Source organism: Halioxenophilus aromaticivorans, assembly GCF_042850945.1.
GTDB lineage: Bacteria > Pseudomonadota > Gammaproteobacteria > Pseudomonadales > Cellvibrionaceae > Halioxenophilus > Halioxenophilus aromaticivorans.
This window is the reverse complement of sequence record NZ_AP031496.1, coordinates 2,596,888-2,621,072: the sequence shown is the minus strand read 5'-3', so window position 1 is coordinate 2,621,072 and position 24,185 is coordinate 2,596,888. Positions and strand designations below refer to the sequence as shown.

Annotated in this window: 22 protein-coding genes and 5 tRNA genes; 13 read left to right on the top strand and 14 right to left on the bottom strand. The window is 49.4% G+C overall.

The features are described 5' to 3' along the window. The first annotated feature begins 10 nt into the window (after nucleotides 1-10). From ACGHM3_RS11485 to ACGHM3_RS11470, 4 genes are all read left to right on the top strand, one after another. The gene (locus ACGHM3_RS11485; RefSeq protein WP_345428074.1) at nucleotides 11-1,795 is read left to right on the top strand and encodes an isochorismatase family protein; all 1,785 of its coding nucleotides are present in this window, start codon (nucleotides 11-13) and stop codon (nucleotides 1,793-1,795) included. Nucleotides 1,796-1,876: 81 nt separating this feature from the next. Next, entirely contained in the window at nucleotides 1,877-3,073 is a 1,197-nt protein-coding gene (locus ACGHM3_RS11480; protein WP_345428072.1) for an ABC-three component system protein, read from the top strand. After that, nucleotides 3,073-3,570 (top strand): three component ABC system middle component, encoded by a 498-nt coding sequence (locus ACGHM3_RS11475; protein WP_345428070.1) that lies wholly within the window; start codon nucleotides 3,073-3,075, stop codon nucleotides 3,568-3,570. Before ACGHM3_RS11480 ends, ACGHM3_RS11475 begins: the two co-directional genes overlap by 1 nt. Before the next feature lie 2 nt (nucleotides 3,571-3,572). Then, nucleotides 3,573-5,804: a DUF3732 domain-containing protein gene (locus ACGHM3_RS11470; RefSeq protein ID WP_345428415.1), complete on the top strand. Its 2,232-nt coding sequence runs from the start codon at nucleotides 3,573-3,575 to the stop codon at nucleotides 5,802-5,804. A gap of 146 nt (nucleotides 5,805-5,950) precedes the next feature. Here the strand turns inward: ACGHM3_RS11470 and ACGHM3_RS11465 are convergent, their stop codons facing one another. The 4 genes from ACGHM3_RS11465 to ACGHM3_RS11450 form a co-directional block, all read right to left on the bottom strand. Then, a complete protein-coding gene (locus tag ACGHM3_RS11465) occupies nucleotides 5,951-7,375 on the bottom strand; it encodes a nicotinate phosphoribosyltransferase (RefSeq protein ID WP_345428067.1) in 1,425 nt (474 codons plus the stop codon). A gap of 93 nt (nucleotides 7,376-7,468) precedes the next feature. Beyond that, nucleotides 7,469-8,530, bottom strand: coding sequence for a bifunctional nicotinamide-nucleotide adenylyltransferase/Nudix hydroxylase (locus ACGHM3_RS11460; protein WP_345428065.1), 1,062 nt, complete (start codon nucleotides 8,528-8,530; stop codon nucleotides 7,469-7,471). Nucleotides 8,531-9,283: 753 nt separating this feature from the next. Beyond that, a tRNA-Asp gene (locus tag ACGHM3_RS11455) sits at nucleotides 9,284-9,360 on the bottom strand. A 96-nt stretch (nucleotides 9,361-9,456) separates the two neighbouring features. After that, nucleotides 9,457-9,532: transfer RNA gene (locus tag ACGHM3_RS11450), tRNA-Val, on the bottom strand. Nucleotides 9,533-9,732: 200 nt separating this feature from the next. Between ACGHM3_RS11450 and ACGHM3_RS11445 the strand changes: the two genes are divergently transcribed. Next, nucleotides 9,733-11,184 carry an ATP-binding protein gene (locus tag ACGHM3_RS11445; RefSeq protein WP_345428063.1) on the top strand — a complete coding sequence of 484 codons (1,452 nt, stop codon included), beginning with the start codon at nucleotides 9,733-9,735 and terminating at the stop codon, nucleotides 11,182-11,184. 36 nt (nucleotides 11,185-11,220) lie between these two features. On the opposite strand, the gene ACGHM3_RS11440 is transcribed toward ACGHM3_RS11445, so the two are convergent. From ACGHM3_RS11440 to ACGHM3_RS11430, 3 genes are all read right to left on the bottom strand, one after another. Then, nucleotides 11,221-11,296: transfer RNA gene (locus tag ACGHM3_RS11440), tRNA-His, on the bottom strand. Between the two features lie 108 nt (nucleotides 11,297-11,404). After that, a tRNA-Arg gene (locus ACGHM3_RS11435) sits at nucleotides 11,405-11,481 on the bottom strand. A gap of 62 nt (nucleotides 11,482-11,543) precedes the next feature. After that, nucleotides 11,544-11,620 (bottom strand) — tRNA-Pro (locus ACGHM3_RS11430). A gap of 357 nt (nucleotides 11,621-11,977) precedes the next feature. Here ACGHM3_RS11430 and folD point away from each other — a divergent pair. From folD to ACGHM3_RS11410, 4 genes are read left to right on the top strand one after another with little or no spacing between them, the layout of a single operon-like run. Continuing rightward, nucleotides 11,978-12,826 carry a bifunctional methylenetetrahydrofolate dehydrogenase/methenyltetrahydrofolate cyclohydrolase FolD gene (folD, locus tag ACGHM3_RS11425; protein WP_345428061.1) on the top strand — a complete coding sequence of 283 codons (849 nt, stop codon included), beginning with the start codon at nucleotides 11,978-11,980 and terminating at the stop codon, nucleotides 12,824-12,826. A gap of 60 nt (nucleotides 12,827-12,886) precedes the next feature. Then, nucleotides 12,887-13,651, top strand: a complete 765-nt coding sequence (gene truC, locus ACGHM3_RS11420) for a tRNA pseudouridine(65) synthase TruC (protein ID WP_345428059.1) — start codon at nucleotides 12,887-12,889, stop codon at nucleotides 13,649-13,651. Next, the gene (locus ACGHM3_RS11415) at nucleotides 13,638-14,369 is read left to right on the top strand and encodes a pseudouridine synthase (RefSeq protein WP_345428056.1); all 732 of its coding nucleotides are present in this window, start codon (nucleotides 13,638-13,640) and stop codon (nucleotides 14,367-14,369) included. The genes truC and ACGHM3_RS11415 overlap by 14 nt, the downstream gene beginning before the upstream one ends. Nucleotides 14,370-14,373: 4 nt before the next feature. After that, nucleotides 14,374-15,438, top strand: a complete 1,065-nt coding sequence (locus ACGHM3_RS11410) for a methyltransferase (protein ID WP_345428054.1) — start codon at nucleotides 14,374-14,376, stop codon at nucleotides 15,436-15,438. Between the two features lie 15 nt (nucleotides 15,439-15,453). Here ACGHM3_RS11410 and ACGHM3_RS11405 read toward each other — a convergent pair whose 3' ends face one another. From ACGHM3_RS11405 to ACGHM3_RS11390, 4 genes are all read right to left on the bottom strand, one after another. Next, nucleotides 15,454-16,203 (bottom strand): hypothetical protein, encoded by a 750-nt coding sequence (locus ACGHM3_RS11405; protein ID WP_345428052.1) that lies wholly within the window; start codon nucleotides 16,201-16,203, stop codon nucleotides 15,454-15,456. A gap of 17 nt (nucleotides 16,204-16,220) precedes the next feature. Then, complete coding sequence (locus tag ACGHM3_RS11400) at nucleotides 16,221-17,609, bottom strand: alpha/beta hydrolase (RefSeq protein WP_345428050.1); 1,389 nt, start codon at nucleotides 17,607-17,609, stop codon at nucleotides 16,221-16,223. A gap of 130 nt (nucleotides 17,610-17,739) precedes the next feature. Further along, a complete protein-coding gene (locus ACGHM3_RS11395; protein ID WP_345428048.1) occupies nucleotides 17,740-18,393 on the bottom strand; it encodes a pseudouridine synthase in 654 nt (217 codons plus the stop codon). A gap of 41 nt (nucleotides 18,394-18,434) precedes the next feature. Further along, complete coding sequence (locus ACGHM3_RS11390) at nucleotides 18,435-18,854, bottom strand: hypothetical protein (protein WP_345428046.1); 420 nt, start codon at nucleotides 18,852-18,854, stop codon at nucleotides 18,435-18,437. Nucleotides 18,855-19,078: 224 nt separating this feature from the next. Here ACGHM3_RS11390 and ACGHM3_RS11385 point away from each other — a divergent pair, with 224 nt between their 5' ends. The 3 genes from ACGHM3_RS11385 to ACGHM3_RS11375 are packed head-to-tail and all read left to right on the top strand — an operon-like array spanning nucleotide 19,079 to nucleotide 20,753. Then, a complete protein-coding gene (locus ACGHM3_RS11385) occupies nucleotides 19,079-19,585 on the top strand; it encodes a DUF3806 domain-containing protein (RefSeq protein ID WP_345428043.1) in 507 nt (168 codons plus the stop codon). A 47-nt stretch (nucleotides 19,586-19,632) separates the two neighbouring features. Further along, nucleotides 19,633-20,505, top strand: coding sequence for a mechanosensitive ion channel family protein (locus ACGHM3_RS11380; RefSeq protein ID WP_345428041.1), 873 nt, complete (start codon nucleotides 19,633-19,635; stop codon nucleotides 20,503-20,505). Beyond that, entirely contained in the window at nucleotides 20,502-20,753 is a 252-nt protein-coding gene (locus tag ACGHM3_RS11375) for a hypothetical protein (protein WP_345428039.1), read from the top strand. Before ACGHM3_RS11380 ends, ACGHM3_RS11375 begins: the two co-directional genes overlap by 4 nt. Nucleotides 20,754-20,764: 11 nt before the next feature. Here ACGHM3_RS11375 and ACGHM3_RS11370 read toward each other — a convergent pair whose 3' ends face one another. The 3 genes from ACGHM3_RS11370 to ACGHM3_RS11360 all read right to left on the bottom strand — a co-directional run bounded on the left by ACGHM3_RS11370 (nucleotide 20,765) and on the right by ACGHM3_RS11360 (nucleotide 22,917). Next, nucleotides 20,765-21,613 (bottom strand): hypothetical protein, encoded by an 849-nt coding sequence (locus ACGHM3_RS11370; RefSeq protein ID WP_345428037.1) that lies wholly within the window; start codon nucleotides 21,611-21,613, stop codon nucleotides 20,765-20,767. Continuing rightward, nucleotides 21,606-22,451 (bottom strand): co-chaperone DjlA, encoded by an 846-nt coding sequence (gene djlA, locus ACGHM3_RS11365; protein WP_345428034.1) that lies wholly within the window; start codon nucleotides 22,449-22,451, stop codon nucleotides 21,606-21,608. Before djlA ends, ACGHM3_RS11370 begins: the two co-directional genes overlap by 8 nt. A 163-nt stretch (nucleotides 22,452-22,614) precedes the next feature. Continuing rightward, the gene (locus ACGHM3_RS11360) at nucleotides 22,615-22,917 is read right to left on the bottom strand and encodes a hypothetical protein (protein WP_345428032.1); all 303 of its coding nucleotides are present in this window, start codon (nucleotides 22,915-22,917) and stop codon (nucleotides 22,615-22,617) included. 364 nt (nucleotides 22,918-23,281) lie between these two features. Between ACGHM3_RS11360 and ACGHM3_RS11355 the strand changes: the two genes are divergently transcribed. Beyond that, nucleotides 23,282-24,175, top strand: coding sequence for a LysR family transcriptional regulator (locus ACGHM3_RS11355; protein WP_345428030.1), 894 nt, complete (start codon nucleotides 23,282-23,284; stop codon nucleotides 24,173-24,175). Nucleotides 24,176-24,185 lie beyond the last annotated feature (10 nt).

The window sequence follows — 24,185 nt, the reverse complement described above, 5'->3', positions numbered from 1 at the left end:
AGGACCATTAATGACCAGCCTGCTCATCACCCAATGTTTACAAAATGATTTTGTTAAACCATTAAAGCCAGGTGAGCCCTTACCCAATATGTTGCACGTTGGGCATGAAGAATCCCGTCGCCTCATCGGCGATAATCCCGAGTCTGGCCCAATCAAACGCTTTATGAGCTGGGCAACACGCGAGCCCCTTCTTTCGACTATTCACATACGAGATTGGCACGACCCTACTGACCCAATCCAAGCCAATCACCTACAGCAATTTGGCCAGCACTGCATTAAAGACAGCGAAGGCGCAGCGTTTATATTTACACCCCACGGTGAAGCCAACCAAACCATTATAAACAGCACCACACTGAATGACTTTGAAGAAACAGCGCTTGCTGAAACACTGCAAGCCTACTGCGAGGGTACTGTCCGCGTTGGGCTTATCGGCGTTTGGACCGAAGCCAAAATACTTTTCTTAGCCTACGAGCTAAGCACACGCTACCCCAATTTTGAGCTGGCCGTTTGCAGTGCGCTCACGGCCAGCTCATCTCGCAGCCAGCACTTTCTTGCGTTACAACAGTTAGACCGCATTGTTGGCGTAACCGTCATCGACTCCATCGGAGAATTCGTACAATTTCTTGGCGGCGAGAAAACACCCACCCAACATCGAAACTTCAATCAGTCGCTCAAAATCCATTGGGATGCGGATATCAACCTCGATGAAGAAACCGATCAACTGATCCGCTATCTGTTTCGCGACTGCCAAAACATCAACCTAAAAGTGCTGGACGGCGGCTTCTCGGGCAACCTGGTGGCCGGTGTTAACAGCACCGATGCCCACGGCCACACGCAAACTCCCCACGTGATCAAAATCGGCCCCCGTGCCGAAATGGCAAAAGAGCGCACCGCCTTCGAACAGATCGAACGGGTACTCGGCAATAACGCCCCCGCCATTGCGGAATACGCCGATGGCGAAACCAAAGGTGCCATCAAATACCGTTACGCCTCCATGGGCAGCGGCAAAACCCGGTCGCTACAGCAATGCTTTCAAACGGGTGAAAGCCTCGAGAAACTGCACAGCTATCTCGATACCGTGTTCGACCAGCAACTGGGCCGCCTCTACCGCGCTGCCATCACCGAAAAGCAAAACCTGCTGCACTACTACTGCTTTGATAGCCAATGGGCCGATTCTGTAAAACACAAAATCCGAGCCCTAATTGGCAACTGCCCCGATAGCGGCCCTCTCACCTTGCCCGGCGGCACAAAAGCGCCAAACCTGTATCAATTTTACAAAGAAGGCCTTGGCCAACTCCCCTTAATGGTGGGCGACTACCCTTTCGCCTTTGTGCACGGTGACCTCAACGGCGCCAATGTGATAATTGATGAACGGGACAATGTGTGGCTTATCGACTTCTTCCATACCCATCGCGGGCATGTATTAAAAGATTTCGCCAAGCTGGAGAACGACCTGCTTTATATCTACACACAGATTAAATCGGATGAAGAGTTACAGCAGGCATTTCGGTTTACGGATTTTCTGATGGATCAAAGCAACCCGCTAGAGCTGCCCGAATCACTCCCCAAAGAGTTTGCTGGGACAGCCTTTGAAAAGGCCTATGCTTCAGTAAGGCATATCCGCGAGAAAGCCAGGCAGATAATGCAAGATTGCGGCTCACATGTAGGTAAACAGTGGTTGATTTCACAATTGCGGTATGCGGTGCATACCATAGGGTTTGATGAGCCGAATGAGAGGCAGAGGGTTTGGGCGCTTTATAGTGCGTGCCAACTAACTGATTCGGTAATGGCGTGATGTTTTCTGTCAACCCAGAACTTACGCTCATTAAGTAACTGTCACCTGAATGCCAAAGTTATAAAGCACAAGGAATAAAGCATGCGTAACACCTCGCAATTCGATGCGTCAAATTCAATGCTGGGTTACATCTATCAAATTAGATTTGCTCTGTATTTGTCATTAAAAAAACTATCCGATTTGGCTGATCCAGAGCAGTTTAATGTCTCTATCGAGAAGCTGGACGATATTGCATTCGATAGTGATGGTTCTCCGGAAGAGCTTTTGCAGACTAAGTTCCATGGTAACGAAGGAAATCTTACTGACAGAAGCCCTGACATCTGGAAAACCATTAGGGTTTGGGTAGAGTCGATTAAATCTGGAGAGATATCGCTTGGAAATATAATTCTATCGTTGGTTACTACGCAAGCTGTTGCGGATGGCTCGCTGGCTAGTTTGTTGGGAAGTGGCCCGAAGAGAGATATAGATGAAGCTCAGCAAATCATGTCTGGGATCTGTGAAGAGCCAAATCAGACCAATGACAAAGGCTATAAGGCTTTTAAGAGTTTGAGTGCTGCAGAAAGGAATAGTTTATTGAGTGCAATCTATGTTGTTGGTAATTCAGAAGATCTATTGCAAATCAGAGAAAATATGAAGCCAATCGCCAGGCAGTCTGTACCTGTTCAGGCGGCTGATGCATTCCTAGACCGAATTGAAGGAAACTGGTTTAAGTGGATCGTGGAAGCTCTGAGCGACACACCATCTGGCATCATCAATTTGGGCGTTTTACAAGAATTAGTTGACAATATACGGCCTGAATATGCGCTCACAAACCTGCCTGCAGAATATGTTGATGCATTGCCAGATGCGATGGACGTAGATAATGACATGCGGATATTTGTTAAGCAGATGCGTTTGTTTAAAGCCCCTAAAAAGTTAATCGAGTTAGCAATAACAAATTATTACAGAGCGTTCGAGCAAAGAAATAAGTGGGCTGGAGACGGCTTGCTGAATCCGGGTGAGATCAGTGGTTTTGATAGGAAGCTGTTTGAGAAGTGGTATGAGCAACAAGCATTTATGGAAATGCAGACGGCACTTGACACCGATGAGGCCAAGAGGGCGTATTCAGCGAGGTTGTATCAGTACTGCCAGCAGCAAGGAGTTGTTCCTATTCGCCCTGATTTCGTAGAAGAGTATCTTTCCAAAGGCTCCTATCACATGCTGTCAGATGATCTAAAAATTGGATGGCATCCTGAATTTGAGCAGCTGGGTGATGCGAGCAACGAGGGTGTTGCCTAATGATCATTGAATCAAAGCTCTCCAAAGAAGAGGCCAATCTATATAACCCCGCCTACGTCGGGGTTGTTTTGTATCAGGCGATTCGGGAATGTTCAGAAAAAAACCAGCAAGGACTTCATTGTTCACTTCTTTATCTAATTGCTCCGCTTGCGTTATGTGGTCGCTACTCATCTGTATTGCCTGCTTCTATATCGACGCCACTAGCTGGTTGGGCTTCGGAATGTGAAGGGTACTTAGTTGGATTTGCTAATTCAGTTAGCGCTTATATTGATGTGGTTAACATGGCGATTGTATTTCTACTTGAACAGGAAGCAATTTTCTTATCGGAAAATGGCTACTTTCAAATTAAAAACGAAGCTATGCCAAAATTACCAGCGATGGTTAATAAGAACGAAACATTTAAGAAGGCATTTTTAGGTGCCGGATTTTTAGGTCGGTGGTTTGGCCAATCCCCCTCAGTTGAGGGGATCTATACACATTTGGGAGTGATGCCGTGACTATGCAAATATTAGCTATTTCATTGTATGGAAAAAATGGTCAGCGACGTGATGTTAAGTTTACGCCAGGTACAGTAAATATCATTACAGGGGCTTCGCAGCGAGGAAAAACCTCGCTAATCCACATTGTAGAATACTGTTTGGGTGCCAGTGAGTGCATGGTAGCGGCTGGCCATATTCGACAGACTGTAGATTGGTATGCCATTGCTTTGCAATTCCCTGACTGCCAAGTATTTATAGCGCGGGCGGCCCCAATGCCCGGCGTAAAAGCAAATTCAGCCTGCTATATGCTCGTCGAAAAAGAAATTTCCTTACCTAGCAAGTCGGAATTAACGAGGTCCACCAACATTGATAGTGTGGTTTCCTTTTTAACCCAAAAGGTTGGTGTTCCAGAACATGTTACGGAAGTCCCGAAAGGACATACCCGGCATCCGGTTACCATCGGGTTTCGCCATTCTAGATATTATCTATTCCAAAGTCAGACTGAGATTGCTAATAATGAAATCCTTTTTCATCAACAGGCAAGGGATAGAGTTCCGCAAAATATTAAGGATACCTTGCCTTATTTTATAGGTGCCGCTGAAGATGACCGGCTCTCCGAAATGGAAAGGTTGCGATCGTTAAAACAAGAGCGATTGCGTCTGGTAAAGCAGATAAAAGAAATTGAATCTTTAAAAGGCGATGGGCTTCTAAAAGGTTATTCACTTTTATCAGAGGCGGCAGATCTGGGGTTGTACAGCTCGGAGAATCTGATTCCGAAAGATGAGGTTTTATTGGACCAGCTTGAGCTGATTTCGCGTTGGTCGCCGTCATTGGATGTTGATGTCTACGATGAACAGGATCCACTTATTACCTTAGAGGCAGAGAATCGACGACTCCAGAACCAAAAAAGGGCGTTGAAGTTAAGGCTCAGGGAAGCCCAAGAGTATACCGCCTCGGAATCTGGCTTTGAACAAGCGGTGAATGATCAGATTTATAGGCTTCAGTCAGTTGGGTTGTTTAAGAAGTTTGAGACTGTGTCCGAGGTTTGTCCTGTATGTGAGAGCCCGCATGAAAGGGCTTCGAGGATCCAAGAAATCATTAAGTCATCGTTAGCAGATCTATCAGGAAAATTGCAGGGCGTTGGGCGTACCAGACCTCGTATTAGTGGGTATGTCAATCAGTTGTTACAGGAACAGAGTGAACTTAATAATCAGCTTAAGCGCATTAAGCAAACTATTGGAAATATTAGATCGCAAGAAAGCGAAGATGAACAGCGTGACGGCCTGAACACGCTGAGAGCTAAGTTGGCTGGAAAATGCAGCCTTTACTTAGAAAGTGTAGATTGGGCCGATGATAATGAAAATTTAGAAGCGCAGTTAGCTCTGTTAGAGGAAGAGATATCGATCCTTTCAGAAAAACTCGATCCGGAAGCGCTAAGAGAAAAGCTGGAGGCTCAGCTGAATTGTATTTCAGAAGATATGACTGTTTGGGCTCAGGAGCTGGGTCTTGGGTATAGCAATCATCGAATCCGTTTAGATGCTTCGAAGTTAACCGTTGTTGCTGACACTCCTGATGGGCGTGTAACGCTCGACAAAATGGGAAGCGGCGAAAACTGGATGGGTTATCACGTTGTTACCTACCTTGCATTGGCAAAGTGGTTTATAGAACGCGCTCGTCCAGTTGGTCGGTTTATTTTCTTTGATCAACCTTCCCAAGTGTACTTTCCCGCTGATAAATCTGATTCAGGTGATCTTTCCGAAATTGAGAAGGATGAAGACAGAATTGCTGTTAAAAAGTTGTTCGAGTGGATTTTTAAAATTGTTAATGAGCTATCTCCCGAACTTCAAGTGATCATAACCGATCACGCAGATATAGATGAACCTTGGTATCAACAAGCCATTCGAGATAAGAAGTGGCGTGGTGAATATGCGCTGATTCCAAGAAGCTGGTATGAGGAACCCCAGGTTACGGAATCGGACTTATATTCGTATATTCAAGAGCTAGTTGTTCGCTGTAAGGAAGAGCTTAACTATACGCCAACATATTTTATTCAGATGCTTAACGAGCTAGGGGCAATTAGAGCGGTATCTCAGTTAGTTTTAGATACAGAAGTATCAGAGGGTTTCACTAAACTAGCTTTGGAGGGACGTCTTGACTTGAGTGTCGAATCAGTCGTTCTTGAGAGTCCTTGGTCTTCACTGTTCGATGAAGATGTAATTCGGGCCGCTAAGATAAAACTAAGGACAAGCTAGTGACAATGTAAATTGTAAAATGAGCATTCCGTGTTCTGAGAAGGTTGTTGGATCTACACTTAATGTATTTAACGTTAAACATGACGAAATCCTCATCAATTATAATGGAGGCCCGGTCTATCCAGGCCTCATAGGTGTAAACATTTTTAGGCGACTATGGCGTCCTCCGCTTCAGCGACCGGTGCTTTACAGACCGATGCGTTAGCTCTGACCTGTTCGAAGTTGTACTCCCTAATCACTTCGCCATTTCTGAACACCACTTGCATCAGGTTGTTGCGATCACCGAGTTCGTCTTCACGGACGGTTTTCACATTACCGTTGTCATCTTTAATCACGGCCAGGCGGCCTTTTTTAGAACGCTTGCCCTGATCAGTGACTGGGTCCTTGTAGACATCTCTCCATTCATTAGCTACCAAAGCGGCAGAGGCTTTCATGGCAAATTTCATGGTGTCGCGGTTGATTTTCTGCAACAGCTCGCCCCCCATGCCGAAGGCAATATTGTCGGCGCTCAACTGCTTTGCTTTCATCGCCGCCAAAATCTCCTCGATGGTTTGCAGAGAGATTCCGTCACCCTGAATCACTCGGATGCACGCCGGCAGTACGCGAAAGCCTTTACCGTTTACTGTGTATCCGAACTTGTTCATCAGTCGCTGGATGGTTTTGCAAACGATCTCAACCGGGTCGCCGCTGTCTGGGCGAACCACTAAGGTTCCGCCAGTGGCTTCTACTTTCTCTTTCAGCTCTTCGCCCCAGATGTTGTCGATGGCATTCCAAAGATCGTAAGAGTCGCTAACCACTGCCACTAACTTACCGGGGCCTGCGAATTGATCCAACATGTTAGCGTAGGCGGCCACTTCGTTGTCCCTACCCCATGCAGTGACGGTGCTGTGCTCCGCTGCAGGGATAGAAAACCCCGCCATATCGGCTCCGTAGTAGCGACGCGCCGCCATCAAACCGCTGAGGGTGTCGGTGCCCATAAAGTTCACCAAGTGCGCAGCGCCACCGATGGCTGCGGCTTCTTCAGTGGTCGCGCCGCGAGCGCCGAAGTCGTGCAGTTTGAAGCCAATGCCTTCTACGGCATCGCAGGTTTCTTCCATGTAGCGAAGAATCACTTGCCGGCAGTACCAGCTCTGAGTTGCCACCGTGGTTGGGTACCACACCGCCCGCAACAGCGCTGTTTCTACGTAGCTGGTTAACCAGGCGCAGTTTGGGTCGGTATTCACCACTTGAACCATGGCATTTTTCACCGGGACAACGGCACCTTCAGGTAGCGCTTCAATTTCAATCGGCAAATAACCATTGTAGGTGTCAACAATGTAGCGCCAGCCCGCTTCATTAAAGGGAACGCCGTGGGTGGCGAATACTGCCTGCGCTTCGTCCACATCTGCGTGGGTAATGGGTTTGGTGAGATATTCTTTGATAAACATTTGTAAACCAAAGAATACGGCCTGCTTAAACTGCCCTCCCCGCGCTTCGATATAGCTAGAGACACGAGCAGTCTCTGGCGGGTACTGCAGAAAGTGAGATGCCTTGTAAGAGTCGGCATTTAAGATGAGGTTGCGATTAGCCATGACGGAAATCCTCCTGTCATTGTTGTCGGAGTCGGGTCTTTCCCTTCTCTCTTTTAAATGGAAATGCTATTTCCAAGCTTTTGTATTAACCGGTTACATGCCAGTCATTTCTTGAATAATAAAATAGTGATCTTCAAATAAAGTGGCTGGGTCAAGTTCAGCCAGCGGCACCCACATCGCATGTTTAGCATCATCACCGCCTTTAACTTTTGGCAACGTACTATTTGGTGCAAGCTCAATGTAGAACGCATGGGTAATGGTGCGCCCCCTGGCCGACCGGTTAGGGTCATCAAACACTTGCTGTGATTTGATGGAGCCTTTTAATATCGGAGCCGGTACTTTTAAGCGAGTTTCTTCCCTCAACTCGCGCAAACAGGCGTCCACCAATTTCTCATTTTGATTTACAAACCCTCCTGGCAAAGCTAATAGCCCTTTTCCCGGGCGAGCTTTGCGCTCCACCAGCAATACGTGGCCACTTTGCACAACCACCGCGTCCACTGTCACAAAGGTCGGCTCATAGGGTGCTGCAGACCAAGCTTGCTTGTATTTGGCAACGAACTCATGCTCTTGCTTTATAAACTGATAGTTATCCGTTTTCGAAAATGCCACCAAATCCGTTCTTACATTATTAGGCATTAACTGCTTCGCACAGTCGCTGCTCAGATACTCAGCACCGGTGTTTTTAGCATCCGAGGCAAATAAAGCATCCCTTATTGGAGTAGCACTTAGCCCTTGGTAATTACCAACCCCGATGGATTGCCATTGAGGGAAAAGGTTTAGGTAGTAGGAGGATTGATCTTTACTGTGGCCAATCAACGCAATGCGAGGCTGCTTGTGCGGCATTCCGTGGTGGGCAACAACCAATCCATTGACGGTGGCCTGAATATTACGCACCCAAGATTCGTCGTTATAGACGATATCCATCAATGGCACGATGTGAACACGTTTGTTTTCTGGTGCAGAAATCGCCCCTCGAATCATCGCCTCACGCTCTTCCACAGTCCATGGGTTGCGTGTGGATCTAGGCTGGTGGGCGGAGCCACACAATATGATTAGTTGATCGGCGCAACGCAGCCCATCGTTAATAACTGCCATATGACCATTATGGACGGGCTGAAAACGGCCGATAAATACGGCAAAATCAAAGTCTTTCATGTCAGCAAACTCCTTGCTGTGTTTGACGGGAACCCGGTCTTTCCAGGTTCGCTCTATCGCAGGTTAGCTAAGTGAATCCCACTTGTCTCGCCAACGAAACAAATAGTGGCACAGAGCCACCTATAAGGCAAGCCTTTTTCTGCTCCTGTCTGACCCCCTGCCCCAGTAAACCGTTGGAGCGTCCTACATCAGCGTTAAATTACATCGCAGAAACAAGAAAGCCCCGGCAGATACCGAGACTTTGAAGATAGTGGCGCAGCGGGAGGGATAAACCATAACAACCTAAGGGCTGTGGCGACTCTCAAGGATTAATCGTCCCGCCCCAGAGTTAGATCACCTCGTAGAAACAAAAAAGCCCCGGCAAGTGCCGAGGCTTTGAGATAGTGGCGGACCGGACGGGACTCTTCGGCACATCGAAAACCAGGGATGGTTTGAATGCAGCGATTGCAGGAGCAAATCACTGCCAGCCTCACCCTTCGGGTTGCTACGCAATGCCAATTTACAAGCCACATCCCTGTGGCTTGCCTGCGGTCAGCCTTCGGCTGTTCTAATTGGCTCCAGGCCAATTTAGTGTTCCTGACAAATTGGTCGAACACCGCTTCGCGGGCTTATTCCATACATCCCTGTATTCCACCCTTCGGGCTACTGCGTAGTACAAATGGGCTTCCTGCCCATTTGTCATCGTCCCGTCCCAGGGTTGGAATACTTTGTAGAAACGAAAAAGCCCCGGCGACTGCCGAGGCTTTGAGATAGTGGCGGACCGGACGGGACTCGAACCCGCGACCTCCGGCGTGACAGGCCGGCATTCTAACCAGCTGAACTACCGGTCCGCAATCATCGCTGCTTTATTGGTTCTACCAACCCGCAGATGTTCATGTCTGCGGCACTTTCCAAAGCTTTTGGCGCTTGCCACACTTGTAGGAAATTGGTGGGTGGTACAGGGGTCGAACCTGTGACCTACGGCTTGTAAGGCCGTCGCTCTCCCAACTGAGCTAACCACCCCTTGCGATGTGGTGGGCATTCTACGGATTTGCCGGTTGATGTCAAACCCTTTTCGAGGGAAATTTTGGTAAAAAACACCTATATTATTGTCGCCTAGTACAACACCCGCTTTGCTTAACAAATAAACCTCAGGTAGAGTGAAATTTCACCAAAATCGCCGGGTTAAACACATAAAAATGAAGGCACCAGCCAACCCTCCCATGCAAAGACTTCCTCACCGCACTATTAAACCAACAATCATTGTAGCCAGTGCTCTGATTTGCCTGGTAGCCACTACTAAAACATTTGCCAACTCCGGCTCGGTGACTATTTTTCAACCGGGTTTGGTTATTGCGTTTTTGCTAGTCATCATCGCCGGCCTAACCTTGTGGTTAATAAAAATTCGCCACCAGTTTTTAGACATGAAACAAAAACTGGAGCAAAGTATTTCCCGGCGCACCTCTACGCTTTCGCAGGCCAACTCCGAGCTAACAAACAAAATCAGTCAGCACGAAGAATCCGAAGCCCTGCTAGCAGCGACGCGAAATTACTATCGCAGCATTTTGAATTCACTGCCCGCTATGATTATTGGTATTGATGAGCAGCGAGCCGTAACCCTTTGGAACTCCTCCGCCAAAACCACAACGGGAATCGAAACAAAGGCAGCACTCCAACAGAGCGTCTTTAAGCTAATTCCTGGCTTATTACTGTACGAGCAACAAATCACCAACGCCATTGACAATGAGCTACCAACCATCGCAGAGGAAATCGGTTTTTTATTAGCCGATCAAAAATGTTTCGTTGATTTAAGCATTCATCCCCTACCAGAAGCCGACACCGGAGCTGTTATTTTAATAAACGATGTTTCAAATCGTGTAGAAGTAGAACAACTGATGGTACAAAACGAGAAACTACTATCGCTGGGTGAAATGGCTGCGGGCTTAGCCCATGAAATAAACAACCCGTTGAGCGCAGTACTGAATAACCTCCAGAATCTGCAACGCAGAACCAGTTTAGAATTGCCGCAAAACCAAACCGCCGCCACCATTACCGGTATCGATCTCAACAACCTGCAAGATTATTTTGCCGAGCGCCAAATTGGCCAATTTTTTCTCGGCGCCAGAGAAGCAGCAGAGCGCGCAGCCTCCATCGTAAATAACATATTGAAGTTTGCACACAGCGGCCAAGCGGCTAAGGGACCAGAACCCATAAACCCTCTAATTAAAGACGTGGTTGAGCTGGAAAACAAAGCGCGCTTTGCCGCTCATACTAGCGATCAATTTGAACACAAAATGTTTGTGCAACTGAATGCCGAGCAAGATATTTGCGAATGCTCGCCGCCGGAGATTCAGCAGGTGGTTCTCAACCTCATACGCAACGCTTTGCAAGCCTGCGAATCTGCAAACATCAACGCGGAAATCAATATAAAGACGTTTAATCAGGCCGGCGCTATTTGCATTGAAGTTTCAGATAATGGCCCTGGCATATCAGCACAAAACCTAACCAATGTCTTTGACCCTTTCTTCACTACCAAGGGCGTGGGCGAAGGTACCGGCCTGGGCTTGTCGGTGTCTTACTTAATAATTACAGAACACCACAATGGCACTATAGAAGTGGACTCCACGGAAGGCGTTGGCACGGCATTTACCGTCAAGCTACCGCTGATGAGCTAAAACATTTTTAGGGTAAGATGTATGGGCAGGTAAGAATGGGGTGGCTGACGGGGATCGAACCCGCGACCACTGGAATCACAATCCAGGGCTCTACCGACTGAGCTACAGCCACCACTGACACGTTTTGGCAAAACGTTTTGGTATACAACCAACCAAATAACCGAGGGCTTCTTTGGTATTTTGGTTTAGGCTCTGAACAGCTGCACGGGGTGAAACTCGATGGCACGCCCGGCAGGATTCGAACCTGCGACCCACGGCTTAGAAGGCCGTTGCTCTATCCAACTGAGCTACGGGCGCATTGTCATTTCCGCGCCTTGCTTTGCGATCATGCAAGTAGATAGGGTTAGCTTAAACGATAATGGTCGGAGTGGAGGGATTCGAACCCCCGACCCTCTGGTCCCAAACCAGATGCGCTACCAAGCTGCGCTACACTCCGACTAACGGCTTAAACCAAGCAAAACACTTGATAAGGTTACATCAAAACAATGCTTTTGGCACGGGGCAAAACAATCTTAACGAGCCGTTTTGCTCCTTGGCCAAGAGGTTTTGTGTGCCCCCTGTCTCAAGTGGTGCGCATCATACCTACGCCCCTATGCTTCGTCAACGCCTAATCTGAATTCTTTCAAAGAAACCAAACACTTAGGCCTATAACATGGTTAGAGAATAACCAGACCACCCCGACTACCTAGCGCTCACAAGCAATTGAGCCCCTAGACGCACTGTGGGAGAATAGCCGCCCTGCCAACCCACCTGGTAAACAAACCCACCAGACGAACTTCAACAGGAATCCCTTATGTCAGCAGTGGTTTTAGACGGCAAGGCTCTTGCGGCCAAAACCGAACAAGAACTGAGCGCCCGCGTGGCCAAGCTCAAAGAGCAAAGCGGCGGGCAAACGCCGATACTTGCCACTATATTAGTAGGCGGTGATCCGGCCTCTGCCACCTACGTGAAAATGAAGGGCAACGCCTGTAAACGCATCGGCATGGATTCCCTCAAAGTGGAACTGCCAGAGTCAACAACCACTGAACAACTGTTGGCTGAAATTGACGCACTGAACAACAACCCCTCAGTTCACGGTATTTTGCTCCAGCACCCGGTGCCGCCTCAAATCGATGAGCGGGCCTGCTTTGATGCCATTGCCTTAGAGAAAGACGTCGATGGCGTAACCTGCCTAGGATTCGGCCGAATGAGCATGGGCGAAGAAGCATACGGCTGTGCAACGCCCAAAGGTATTATGCGTCTTTTAGAGGCCTATGAAATACCCATGAGCGGTAAGCATGCCGTAGTCGTTGGCCGCAGCCCCATTCTTGGCAAGCCAATGGCGCTTATGCTACTCAACGCCAACGCCACCGTGACCATATGCCACTCCAAGACCCAAAATCTACCCGCACTGATCGCCCAGGCGGATATTGTGGTGGGCGCCGTGGGCAAACCAGAATTTATTAAGGCCGAGTGGATTAAAGACGGTGCCGTGGTTGTGGATGCCGGCTACCACCCCGGTGGTGTAGGCGATATAGAATTGGCACCTTTGGCCGACCGTGCCGCTGCCATTACCCCGGTGCCGGGCGGTGTGGGCCCAATGACCATTAACACCCTAATCTATCAGTCGGTGGATTCTGGTGAGAAGAAAATTAACGGTTAAGCCGACAGAACGTTTTACGCCCGTTGGGGGCGGTTTTAACTCGCTTAGGAGCGCTCCCAATTGTCTGATGTATTACCCATCCTCTACCAAGATGAGCACCTGGTGGCTATTAATAAGCCATCCGGTTTATTGGTACATAAAAGCCCCATTGATAAGCATGAAACTCGCTTTGCCATGCAAATGCTGCGAGACCAGCTGGGGCAATGGGTTTACCCTATCCACCGACTAGACCGCCCTACTTCCGGTGTTTTGTTGTTTGCCCTGTCGTCGGACACCGCCAGTAAGGTGTGCGCCAATTGGCAGGAACAAGCCCAAAAGACCTACCTAGCGATCGTTCGCGGCTGGGCGCCCCAGGAAGTCACCGTAGACCATCCTTTAAAAGAGCGACTGGACAAAATCGCAGATAAACACGCCAAACAGGACAAACCCGCCCAAGAAGCCGTGACAAAAGTGACGAGGTTGGCAACCATTGAGCTCGAGAACCCTGTAGATAGGTATCCGACTAGCCGCTATTCGCTGGTGGAGTGCCAACCGAAAACCGGGCGCAAGCATCAACTACGGCGGCACTTAAAACACATTAACCACCCCATCATTGGCGATGCTAAACACGGTAAAAGCATCCATAATCGGTTTTTTCAAACCGCGTTTAACGCTCACAGGCTATTGTTGCACGCGCACCGATTATGCTTTAACCACCCAGTGACTCAACAGCCACTGGCCATAACTGCGCCTTTGGATGAAACAATGAACCACCTGTTACACGAATTTGGCTGGCAACGCGCCGCTGGCACAACTGACATTGAGGCACCCCATGCGCTTGGATAAATTTATCGCTAACAACACTGCGTTTTCTCGTAAAGAAGCCAAGCGTGCGGCTAAAAACGGCGAGGTCATCGTCAATGGTCAGCCAGTAAAAGATCTCAGCCAGTCCCTTCCCGCTAATGCGCAAGTATCGGTATTTGGCCAGGCTGTGTTGGCCATCGAAGACCAATATTTAATGTTCTACAAACCCTTAGATGTGGTCTGCTCAACCGATGACGGTTACCACGCCACGGTAATCAACGTACTGACGGAAGCCGCACTGGCAGCCGGTGATGAACCATTACTGGCGGCGCTGGATGCAGACATTAATTTGCAAGTCGTTGGTAGGTTAGATATCGATACAACGGGATTACTGCTAATTACCAGCGACGGGCAATGGAACCATCGCGTCACCAGCCCCAATCACAGTTGCGGTAAAACCTATCGCGTTACTATCGCAGAGCCTTTAACAGAAACGGCTAAAACTCAACTGGAACAGGGCGTGCTGCTGGATGACTCGGTTAAACCAACCAAGCCCGCAGAAGTGACCATAATTGATGAGCAACACATTTTGCTAACGTTATTCGAGGGGCGCTATCACCAGGTAAAACGAATGTTAGCTGCGGTGGGCAACGCCGTGGTGGGATTGCATCGAGAGCGTATAGGTGAGCTTCACCTGGGCGAAGACTTACAACCGGGTGACTACAGGACCCTAACCGCACATGAAATAGCGAGTTTTTAAATCGGTGGCACTAACCTCTTTTGAATTGCTTTACGGCGAGTACCTACGGCAAACCGATGCTGCCGGCCAACTGTGGGTCCTAACAGACTCACTGGTTGACAGTTGCAAACAGTTGATTGACCAAGTTTCTGCTGCCGACGCTGAGCCCAACACAACTGTCCTCATCACCAACCGCTGGGACATTGCCAACTATTCACAAAAAACCATTATTTTTAATGACTATGATTTGTCTGTTGCGGCAGAAAAAAAGATTAGTCACGTTTACTTTCACATCCCCAAAGAAAAAGCCGTTCTCAATTATTTGCTCAACCAGTGCGCCGCATACCTGCCTAGCAATAGCCGAGTGTTTATCGCTGGAGAGAAAAACCAGGGAATTAAAGGCCTTGCTAAAGCGGCAAAGCCCTTATTTGATACCATAGCCACGCAAAAGCACGGCGACCTTTACCTTTGCGAGCTGGCTACCAAATCAGACGCCAGCCCGAGCCAAACACCGTTAAAAGACCAAAATTATCAACAGCTGCGGGTTATTGGCGAACTGGACGGAAACGCGCTATACAGCAAACCGGGTGTTTATGGGTGGAATAAAATAGATGCCGGCAGCGCCCTGTTGGTGGACTACCTAAAGCAAAGCCAATCGGCAATTAACGCACACACCCAATCCGTTTTGGACCTGGGCTGCGGTTACGGTTTCCTTACGTTAGCGGCACATCAATTGGGCATAAAATCCATCTCTGCCACCGATAACAACGCAGGGGCGCTATTAGCACTGCAAGCGACGGCACACCACAACCAGTTTGATGTTACTGCCTGGCCCGACGATACCGCAGCCAGCTGCCATCAAAAGTTTGATTTAATTCTCTGTAATCCGCCCTTTCACCAAGGTTTCGAACACAGCAAAGATTTATCGTCTAAGTTTTGCCAAGCCATAGCACGGTTGAAGGCAAGCGACGGCCAAGCCTTGGTTGTGGTGAATCAATTTATAAAGCTGGAGGCTTTCACCGCAGGGCTTTTCAAGCAAACTACACCGGTGGCAGGTAATGGCAGCTACACGATTTATTGCTTACGTTAGCTGTAGAGCCGCAAATTAAATACAACGGGTAGCCCGATAATTTAACCGGCACGAGCGCAAACGAGAATCTAAAATACGATGGGTTTGCATCCGCTCTACGGCAGATGCCATCTCAACAGAAGCCTTAGACAATACCAAAACGCCATTGCAATAAGACGGATTTTCTAAAATCCACCCCCGTTGGATTTTCAGTTCGGCCATAGCATCGGCCAGGGTATCGATGAGTTGGTATGCCTGTTGCGCACGATCAAAATTAATGGCCAACACCCCGTTTGGCGCCAAACGTTGACATAAACTGTGCAGCCATTGCGCATCAAACGCGAACGGCCTTTGTGGGTCGCCGTTTTTTCCGCCGAAGATATCATCGAGAACGTAATCGTATTGATCATCACCGTGGCTTGCCAGCCAATCGCGAGCGTCAGCATAATGCAAACCTACCTCTGCACCATTAACACCAAAAAACTGCTGTGCTACTTCTAGGTGAACGGCATTATTATCCACGCCAACCACCGCGAGCTGGTGCCAGAAATAACGCAGCATATTAATGACTGCACCCCCACCCACCCCCAGTACCAAAGCTTTTTTTAACAGACCAGGGTACATAAAAGCGGGCACCAACAACAAATCCCATAGCGCGCCGCTGACAACCTGGTTGGGGTTGTATTGGCTGTGCAGAACCCCATTGGTATACAAACGCAGACTGTGGCCGGCTCGCACCACGCGATATTGTTCATCACCGACAGTGTGTGACCAAAGTTCGGGCATAGCAGGACCTTTCGGCTCTATTGATGAGATGAGAGGTGAACGTCGGCGCAGGTTGATAACAGTAATGCTGTGTCTGTTTGCGGATTCAATAGCTTTGGCAGACGGCCCCGTAAACATTCAGTACGGTTCAGTACGCCGTGCCCAGCATCCGTAAAACCGGCCAGTTGGCCACCTTTGAATTGATTTAATAATAGTTCTGAATCGGCAAAGGGGGTAATTGGGTCGAGCAATCCACTGAGTAGAACCGTGGGTGTGGATAGCGGCGCCTCATGGCGCTGCAGGTGCTGAGGTTTAAATAAATTACAGACAGACAATTCTGCCTCATAACCCAGGTACTGCCGCCAGATTGATTGCTGTTGGCTTGGCTGATAAACCGCCGGGTCGTAGGGTGGATTCTCTAGGCATTGATTGGCGTAATATACAAAATAGTTAAATGACGAATCCAATGCCTGATTTATCTGCGGCTCGATGATTTTAGCCAGTTCTTTTAGCTCAGCCGGCTTAGCCTCCAGCTCGGAAGTGGCCAAAGCCTGCTGTATGAATTCAAACCGCGACTGCTGATTTGGGCTGTACAAACCACTGTAGAAACTGTCCAACAATAGACTGTCACCAACCTGCACCCGCCAGGTACCTGGCTCGTCCCAGCGTTTAATTTCCACAATACGCGGGCTCTGCGCCAATAAGCTTAGGTAACGCTGCAGTTGCGCCAGGGTAACGGCACAGCTGTCGGCCATATTGCAATGGCTAAAATAATTCGATAGAGCATTGGTAAACTTGGTAGGCCAATAATTCACCCCCGTTTTGGCGAGGTTTACTGGTGAATCCAGCACCATAGCTGCCACCCGAGACGACGCCCGGCCGGCTAACGCCATCGCAACCCGCGTACCATAGGAAACTGCGTAGATGCTGGCCTCGTCAACACCCAACGCATCCAAAAGCTGTAGATAATCTTGCGCCATCGCTTGGCTGGTGAAATCTTCAGGAGCGAACAAGCGACTGTGCCAGATATCCAGACATTGCTTGGTAGCCTGATAGAGTTCATTGCCGACTTGCGTTTGCGGTTGGATTAACGATGTGAGATACGCCGCCTCAAAGGGCGAACAGCGAAAATTCGGCTGTGCAAGGCCGGTGGAGCGATAATCCATTAACACCAGTGGCGCTTGCAAACCCTGTTGCCGATACCAACCGAACCAACTGTTTATTGCATCCTCAGTCAAGCCAAGACCGGCACCGGGGCCTCCACCTAAATATAACAGCGGTTGCTGGTTGCTACCGAGACTGGCATTCAATATCACTACCGGTAAGCGATAGGACTGCAATGCACCCGGAACCACCAGTTGACCACACTGCGCCGTCAAATCCTGCGGCGTGGTAAACCAACAATCCACCTCATTAAACGTCGCCACAAGCCTAGGCGTTGGCGCCGAACCCGGCCGCAGCCACACCAAAACCGCAGCAATTACGCCGAGCAAAGACAGGAGGCCGACCGCAAATAAGAGCCGTTTAGTTGAGGGCAACCGCATAGCGTGGGCGGCGCTAGCCACTGGCCGCGAGCGCGCTTAATGCAGCGCTAAAGGCAGGGCCTGAATAGGCTTCGCCGGTGTTAGGGATTATCCGCCATTGGTGGTCTTCGCCTTGATATTGAAAAGCCAAACCGTAGGCGTGGAGATAGAGCCTGTCTGCGGAAGAGCCACTGTAAGCCGTATCTCCCAGGATGGGAGCACCTAGGGATTTCATCGCCACTCGTAGCTGATGGGTTCTTCCAGTGCGGGGGATAAGTGAAAATAGACGCCAGCCCGGTATCAACGATGCCGAGGTAAATTGCATTATGGCGGGATTAATTTGCGTACGTTGCAAGCGCCAAATGCCGCGCCTAGCCCGCACCATATCGCCAACGACCTTACCTTGTTTTTTCTTCACCGTGTTCGCGGCCACAGCCAAGTACTGTTTGTGTATCGTGCCTTGGGCAAAACCCTCACCGAGGGCGGCGGCGCAGGCTTTAGTCTTGGCCATAATCAGCAGGCCGGAGGTGGGTTTGTCCAGCCGGTGCACTGGCCATAGATTGTCTGATGCTAACCCGGCTTTGACTTGATTGAAAAAGCCGGGGCCAGCGTCGCTGTCATGAAAATCACAGCCAGCGGGTTTGTGCACCACCAAGAAGTCGGAATATTCGCCAATTACATCTACCATAACCGGCATTTTACTGATATTTGCAGCCCAGTGTTAGGCGCTTATGTCTCGTGCAGTGTTCTGCCGCTGTTTTCTGTGTGTGGGTTTTCAGGCGCAGGCGCAGGCTCTGCCGGAGTTGCAGAGCCTTCCTCACTATTTTGCTCTTGGGCTTCCCACTCTTGTAGCGTTTCATCAAGCGTTTTTTGCAGCTTATTAAACTCTTGTTCTGCCGCCTGCAACATGGTACGTAGCCCTTGTTGCAGTGAATTATTGGCCTCTTCCACCACCCCGGCCACGGTGCCCTTCTCCGACACTTGTAGTTGTTGCTGCAGCATTGCCACTTGCTCTTCTAGTGCTGCGTTCTGCTCGTTCAATTGGTCTAATTGCTGCTGTAACGCCGCTTTGTCACTGTTGGCAGATACCGCAAACCACAGCAGGCTTACAATCACCACGGTTACAATAATTGGAGTTGCTTGTTTCATAACGCTTACTCAATCGATTTACAATGCCTAAACCAGCCTGCATTTTGCCTAACCAGCCCCAACCAAGGCTGAACGAACCGCCGGGCGCCACGCCATATAGAGGGAACCCAAACTACGCCGTTACAGTCAGACCCTGAGCGGTTAGAATAGGCTCTATATCTACCCCAATAGTTAATTGGGCATTGGGTCGTAATTTACTTAATTCTAATAATGGAGGTAGGCGCATGATACGCTTTATCGCGCCCATTTTAATATCGTTATTAACCATCCAATCGGCATTGGCAGAAAAAGAATGGCCACAGGTTTCGGACATGAAGTGGACAGAACGCCGGCAATTGGACTCCCAACGAGAGTGGGTGGAAGACCTCAGCAAAGAAAAGCTGGGCCAAAATATCCGACAAACATCAGACGATTTAGAAGCACTGCAGCGCATCATACACAAAGGCCTGATAAAACAAGACCAATCCTATCAACTTCAATCCTTGGGCGTGGTGCTAGGTGATTTATTCGTCAAAGAGCTCGGTTTGGAATGGCGCATCTACGAGGATGAAAAAGGCCGCAGCCGCGCCACATGTGCTCCAAACACCCAGGAGTGCCTATTCCCAATCACCATGCTGTCACGCAGAATGGAAGTGGGGCTCATGCCGGATGTGAATAAAATTTATTCGGAAGCCAGCGATATGATTAAACCCCATCTGCCAGCTTTACCCTACGAGGCCAAGCCCAAATAAAAAGCCTCCACGCTACCGCAATCCGCTCACAAACCCTTTAGGTAACCATGGATACAGATAAACTCAACATTGGCGCAGAAGTAGAGAAACTCTCCGCACTATACGACCTGATTATTGAATTTTTGGTCACCTACAGTTTTCAGCTGCTTGGCGCGGTTATCGTCTTAATCATCGGATTGTTTATCGCCGGCCGGTTATCGAAGCGAGTGGAGAAGCTTCTATTGGCGAGAAAGTTCGACGTCACCCTGTCTCGCTTTATCGCAAATATGCTGCGAGTAGCCATCGTTATTATGGTGGCGGTTATCGTACTCAATAAACTGGGCGTCAACATCACCCCCATGGTGGCGGCCATTGGTGCCTTGTCTTTAGGTGCTGGTTTAGCCGTGCAGGGGCTGTTAACCAATTACAGTGCAGGGTTAAATATCATCATCACCCGGCCGTATGTAGTCGGCGATACCATTACATTACTGGGTGTAACCGGAGTGGTAACAGAGGTGCGCATGGCCGCCACACTACTGACCAACGAAGACGATGAAATCATATCCATTCCCAATCGGCACATCATTGGTGAAATCATTACCAACTCTAAAGACTGCCGTGTAGTGGAATTGGAAATTGGTATTGCCTACCGATCCGATGTCGACAAGGCCTGCCGGGTAATTGGCCAAGCACTGGCGTCGGTGGATGGCAACAACCCTAAACCAGCTAAGATCGGCATAGACAGCTTTGGCGACAGCGCTGTGGTGCTTGGGGTTCGCTTCTGGACCCCAACGCAACAGTATTTTGAGCAAAAATATAAATCCAATGCCGAGATATTTAAAGCGTTGGTGGCGGCGGAAATCGAAATACCCTTCCCGCAAAGAGAGATAACCTTGCTAAACTCTGCCAGCCAGAAGAACTTACCAGAAGCACAGCCATGAAAAACTTTTTAAATGACTTAGCCAAGCACGGTATTAGCGCTCAGAATATCGATGATGTAGCCGCCTGCTTACAGCAACGGGCAAGCGGAAACGGCTTTGCGCACCCGCTGTCGGTTTATCAGTCTCTAGCCGTTGATTTAGCCCTGGGTGCCATCGACACAGAACAAGAAACCGCCGCCAATCTAGACAACACCCACTCCGCTAAACAATGGCTGGCGCTAATCACCGGCCGGGAGCTCACCGACTAGCCTGGAGAGCACTATAGCTCACAGTCTCTTTTTAGCAGTTCGCGGGGCATTTCCTGCTCAATCTCATTTAGGTTGCTTGCTTCCAGCACCAAATAGTCAATGCCCTGGGTCTGACAAATTTTGGGGCGCTCCAGCCTTTCGGCTAACTGCTGAGGCGTGAGTGATGCATCCCACATATCTAGATATAAGCCAACCTTAGGCAGATACAAATCGAACACCATGCTAGGCCTTTGGCTATTGGCCACTTGCTGCGCAACCACAACTCCCGAGAGGTAACACCAAGATAAAAAGGCGCCAATCTGCGGCCTAGTCACCGCAATGCCGTTGAGAGAACGAGTATCCTCTTTGGCCCCTTCATTGGTTAAGCACACGCAGGCCGCTTGGAAGTAATCATTGGCTAACAAAGCTGGTTGCCAAGCCACCCAGGGCACACCCGTTTTTGGGTTTTCATGCTGAATACCACCAACCGTTTTACCATGGGCGGTTAATTCCCAGCCCTTATGGGCTCGCTTAAGCCATCCGCAGTGCTGCATCAACAGATTTACCAAGCGAGGCGACAAACCAACTGCCTTAGCGATTTCACTGGCCGAAAGCGATTCGTCCCGCTCAACCTTAAACACCGCGTGATCCAGCACGGCTTGCGGCCAGACCAAGTAACTGCCGTACTTTTTACTTTCCTTTAAATAACCGCCTTCGAAAGTGCCCTTGGCGGTAAGCTTCCAGCCGTCGCCATCCTGTAAGATCCAGCCAGCGTTGATCATGATTTCAGTTACTTCTTTGAGAGACAAATCTAGGGCGTCGGCCAGAGCGGAGCGGGAATAAGTTTTTTCTTTGCGCTCGTCCATAGTTGAATTACCCATTGACCGCTTTACGATGCTTTTTGATCAGGTCGTAGGCCGTTTGGATGGTTTTAGAGCGCTCCGTTGCAACGTCGATCATCTCTTGTGGCACCCCCTGCCCCATGAGTTTATCAGGATGGTTTTCGCTTATTAATTTACGATAGGTTTTCTTTAATACCGCATCGCTAACCTGCTCGTCCACGCCCAACGCCTCATAGGCCATTGCCAGCTCGTCGGCAGCAGAAGGCGGCCGGTAGGACTGCTGGCCACCGGCGTGCCCTTGACCAAAGGCACCGCCGGCGCCGTGGCTTTGTTGAAACCCAGCCTGGGCTCGAAGCATGGCCATCAAATGGTTAAAGGCAAAGCCCGAAAACCCCATTTGAGCGGCAATCTGAGACAGGCAAGCTTCTTCTGCGGGGTCCAGTCGGCCATCCGCTAAAGCCATATTGATCACATAGGTGAGTAACGTTTGCTTTAGCTTAGGTAGTCGATTAGCCACCTCGTTAAATCGGCCGCCCAAAGCCACCAAATCAAAGTCTGGCTCAGCCCCAGCTTTAAAGTGGGCAATGGCTTGCTGCCTCTGTTCGCCGCTAAGGCGCATTTGCGCCATATGCTGCTCTGCTTGGGCGACCTCTTCCTCAGAGATACGACCATCAGCTTTGGCTACATAGCCCATGAGCTGGAATACTGTTTCAAAAAATAGATGTTCGGCCTGTTCGCGCTCCTGCGCACTGAGCACCGGTTTAAATTGGCCCAGGGATTTGTCAAACATGTGGCCGATAAAGGCCCCTACTACCAAACCAAATACGTTGGCGACCGCGAAACCCAGCAGCGCGCCAATGACTTTACCTAACCACATAAACACAACTCATCCAAACAAAGAGATCAGTATAACAAGACACCGCTGTGTGGGTTAACGTTGCATAGCAAGCCAACAATCGGCAATTCTTCAAATTCGCGACCTCAACAGGCACAAAAAACCCCGGCACGCCGGGGTTTTTTGTGGTAGTTCGAAGCTTGGCTTATTTAGGGCCGAAGCTGCTCACACTTTTCATAAAGGCATCACGTGCTTCTTCAGCAAGGGAGGTAAACTCAGCGCCCTGGCTCTGCAGCAGCTCAAACAACGCTTTGCTGGTTTCCATATTGAACTGCATAAGCTGCTCTGGCGATTTCAACTCTTGTGCCTTTTTGGCTTCATCTTGAAAGAAACCAGCCAGGGACTGAGCAGACTTCTGCTGCTGAGCAACGGTTTTTGAGATGACGTCGGCCTGCATGGTCATCAGTGCTTTAACGGATTCAAATGGTTTCATCATGTCTTCAGTCATGCTAGATCTCCTTTCCTCCGGGTTAACCGGTATTTGGTCGTATTTACAACAATAAACGAATTACTTGGCACAACACCCAATGATTAGACCACGCAACAGTGTGGTTTATGCGGTGGAGCGCTGTACCGACAATGCTCAAAAACTACTGCCTAAGCATTTTGCTGCATTGCAGCAATTGTTGAATAGCCAGCCACGAAAGTCAAGCCATAACCCTCACTGGTTGCCTTCACGCAGTAAAGACACCCAATGAGTAACCAATTAAGACCAATGGATGTGACAAACAAGCCTCTAAGACCGTGCCTTTTGCCAGCAATGTGGCATAGTAGCGCTATTTGTTCCAGCACAAAGGATTGACCAACACACCATGAGCCGAGACCCACACCTGACTCTTGAATCTCTGCGCACTCTGGATGCCATTGACCGGCGCGGAAGCTTTGCGGCGGCTGCCGAGGAGCTAGCCAAGGTGCCTTCTGCATTGAGTTACAGCGTTCAAAAAATGGAAGACGAATTAGACCTGTTGCTGTTTGATCGCTCCGGGCACAGAGCGCAGCTAACCCCGGTGGGCAAGCTCATTCTTGAACGCGGCCGGGAGATCTTACTTGCCACGCAAGAGATGATTGACGATGCCCGCCAACTCTCAAACGGCTGGGAAACCGATTTGGTTATTGCAGTCGAAGGGCTATTTAAGACGGAACTGCTGTTTCCGTTAATCGACGAATTGGCCAGTAAAGCTAGCACCCAGGTACGGCTGCAGGACTCAGTGCTCAGTGGCACCTGGGAGCTATTAGAGCACGACCGAGTGGATCTGGTCATCGGCTCTCAGATCGACGCCGCCGGCAGCGACATGCAAACCCGAACGCTCTACCGCGATACCATGGTCTATTGTGCCGCGCCCAGCCACGCTATTCACCAGGAGGAGGCGCCTTTGGAGTCTGAAACCCTGCGTCGGTACAGAGCCATTGCCATTGCCGACTCAGCCATCACTCGGCCCAAGCGAGAAGTACGTTTGTTTGATAACCAACCGCGCTTAACCGTTACTACAATGCCGCAGAAAATCTTAGCCATGCGCCAAGGGCTAGGCATTGGTTCTTTACCTATGTCTTGGATTGCGCAAGACCTTAAGGACGGCACACTAAACACCATTACCGATGGCCAACCCCAGGAGGTTGAGCTGGTGCTCGCTTGGAAGAACAACCGTATGGGTCAAGCCAAGCAATGGTTTATGAAACGAATCACCGAGCTGTGTAAAAAGCTTTAATGGGCGATTA

Bases quoted from the DNA above. Each gene is read 5' to 3' on its own strand.
- ACGHM3_RS11360 (WP_345428032.1), bottom strand. From the start codon at position 22,917: ATGACTGAAGACATGATGAAACCATTTGAATCCGTTAAAGCACTGATG.
- ACGHM3_RS11380 (WP_345428041.1), top strand. From the start codon at position 19,633: ATGGATACAGATAAACTCAACATTGGCGCAGAAGTAGAGAAACTCTCC.
- ACGHM3_RS11445 (WP_345428063.1), top strand. From the start codon at position 9,733: ATGCAAAGACTTCCTCACCGCACTATTAAACCAACAATCATTGTAGCC.
- ACGHM3_RS11385 (WP_345428043.1), top strand. From the start codon at position 19,079: ATGATACGCTTTATCGCGCCCATTTTAATATCGTTATTAACCATCCAA.
- ACGHM3_RS11460 (WP_345428065.1), bottom strand. From the start codon at position 8,530: ATGAAAGACTTTGATTTTGCCGTATTTATCGGCCGTTTTCAGCCCGTC.
- ACGHM3_RS11465 (WP_345428067.1), bottom strand. From the start codon at position 7,375: ATGGCTAATCGCAACCTCATCTTAAATGCCGACTCTTACAAGGCATCT.
- ACGHM3_RS11415 (WP_345428056.1), top strand. From the start codon at position 13,638: ATGCGCTTGGATAAATTTATCGCTAACAACACTGCGTTTTCTCGTAAA.
- ACGHM3_RS11485 (WP_345428074.1), top strand. From the start codon at position 11: ATGACCAGCCTGCTCATCACCCAATGTTTACAAAATGATTTTGTTAAA.
- ACGHM3_RS11370 (WP_345428037.1), bottom strand. From the start codon at position 21,613: ATGGGTAATTCAACTATGGACGAGCGCAAAGAAAAAACTTATTCCCGC.
- ACGHM3_RS11475 (WP_345428070.1), top strand. From the start codon at position 3,073: ATGATCATTGAATCAAAGCTCTCCAAAGAAGAGGCCAATCTATATAAC.
- ACGHM3_RS11470 (WP_345428415.1), top strand. From the start codon at position 3,573: ATGCAAATATTAGCTATTTCATTGTATGGAAAAAATGGTCAGCGACGT.
- ACGHM3_RS11405 (WP_345428052.1), bottom strand. From the start codon at position 16,203: ATGCCCGAACTTTGGTCACACACTGTCGGTGATGAACAATATCGCGTG.
- ACGHM3_RS11395 (WP_345428048.1), bottom strand. From the start codon at position 18,393: ATGGTAGATGTAATTGGCGAATATTCCGACTTCTTGGTGGTGCACAAA.
- djlA (WP_345428034.1), bottom strand. From the start codon at position 22,451: ATGTGGTTAGGTAAAGTCATTGGCGCGCTGCTGGGTTTCGCGGTCGCC.
- ACGHM3_RS11355 (WP_345428030.1), top strand. From the start codon at position 23,282: ATGAGCCGAGACCCACACCTGACTCTTGAATCTCTGCGCACTCTGGAT.
- ACGHM3_RS11480 (WP_345428072.1), top strand. From the start codon at position 1,877: ATGCGTAACACCTCGCAATTCGATGCGTCAAATTCAATGCTGGGTTAC.
- ACGHM3_RS11375 (WP_345428039.1), top strand. From the start codon at position 20,502: ATGAAAAACTTTTTAAATGACTTAGCCAAGCACGGTATTAGCGCTCAG.
- folD (WP_345428061.1), top strand. From the start codon at position 11,978: ATGTCAGCAGTGGTTTTAGACGGCAAGGCTCTTGCGGCCAAAACCGAA.
- ACGHM3_RS11390 (WP_345428046.1), bottom strand. From the start codon at position 18,854: ATGAAACAAGCAACTCCAATTATTGTAACCGTGGTGATTGTAAGCCTG.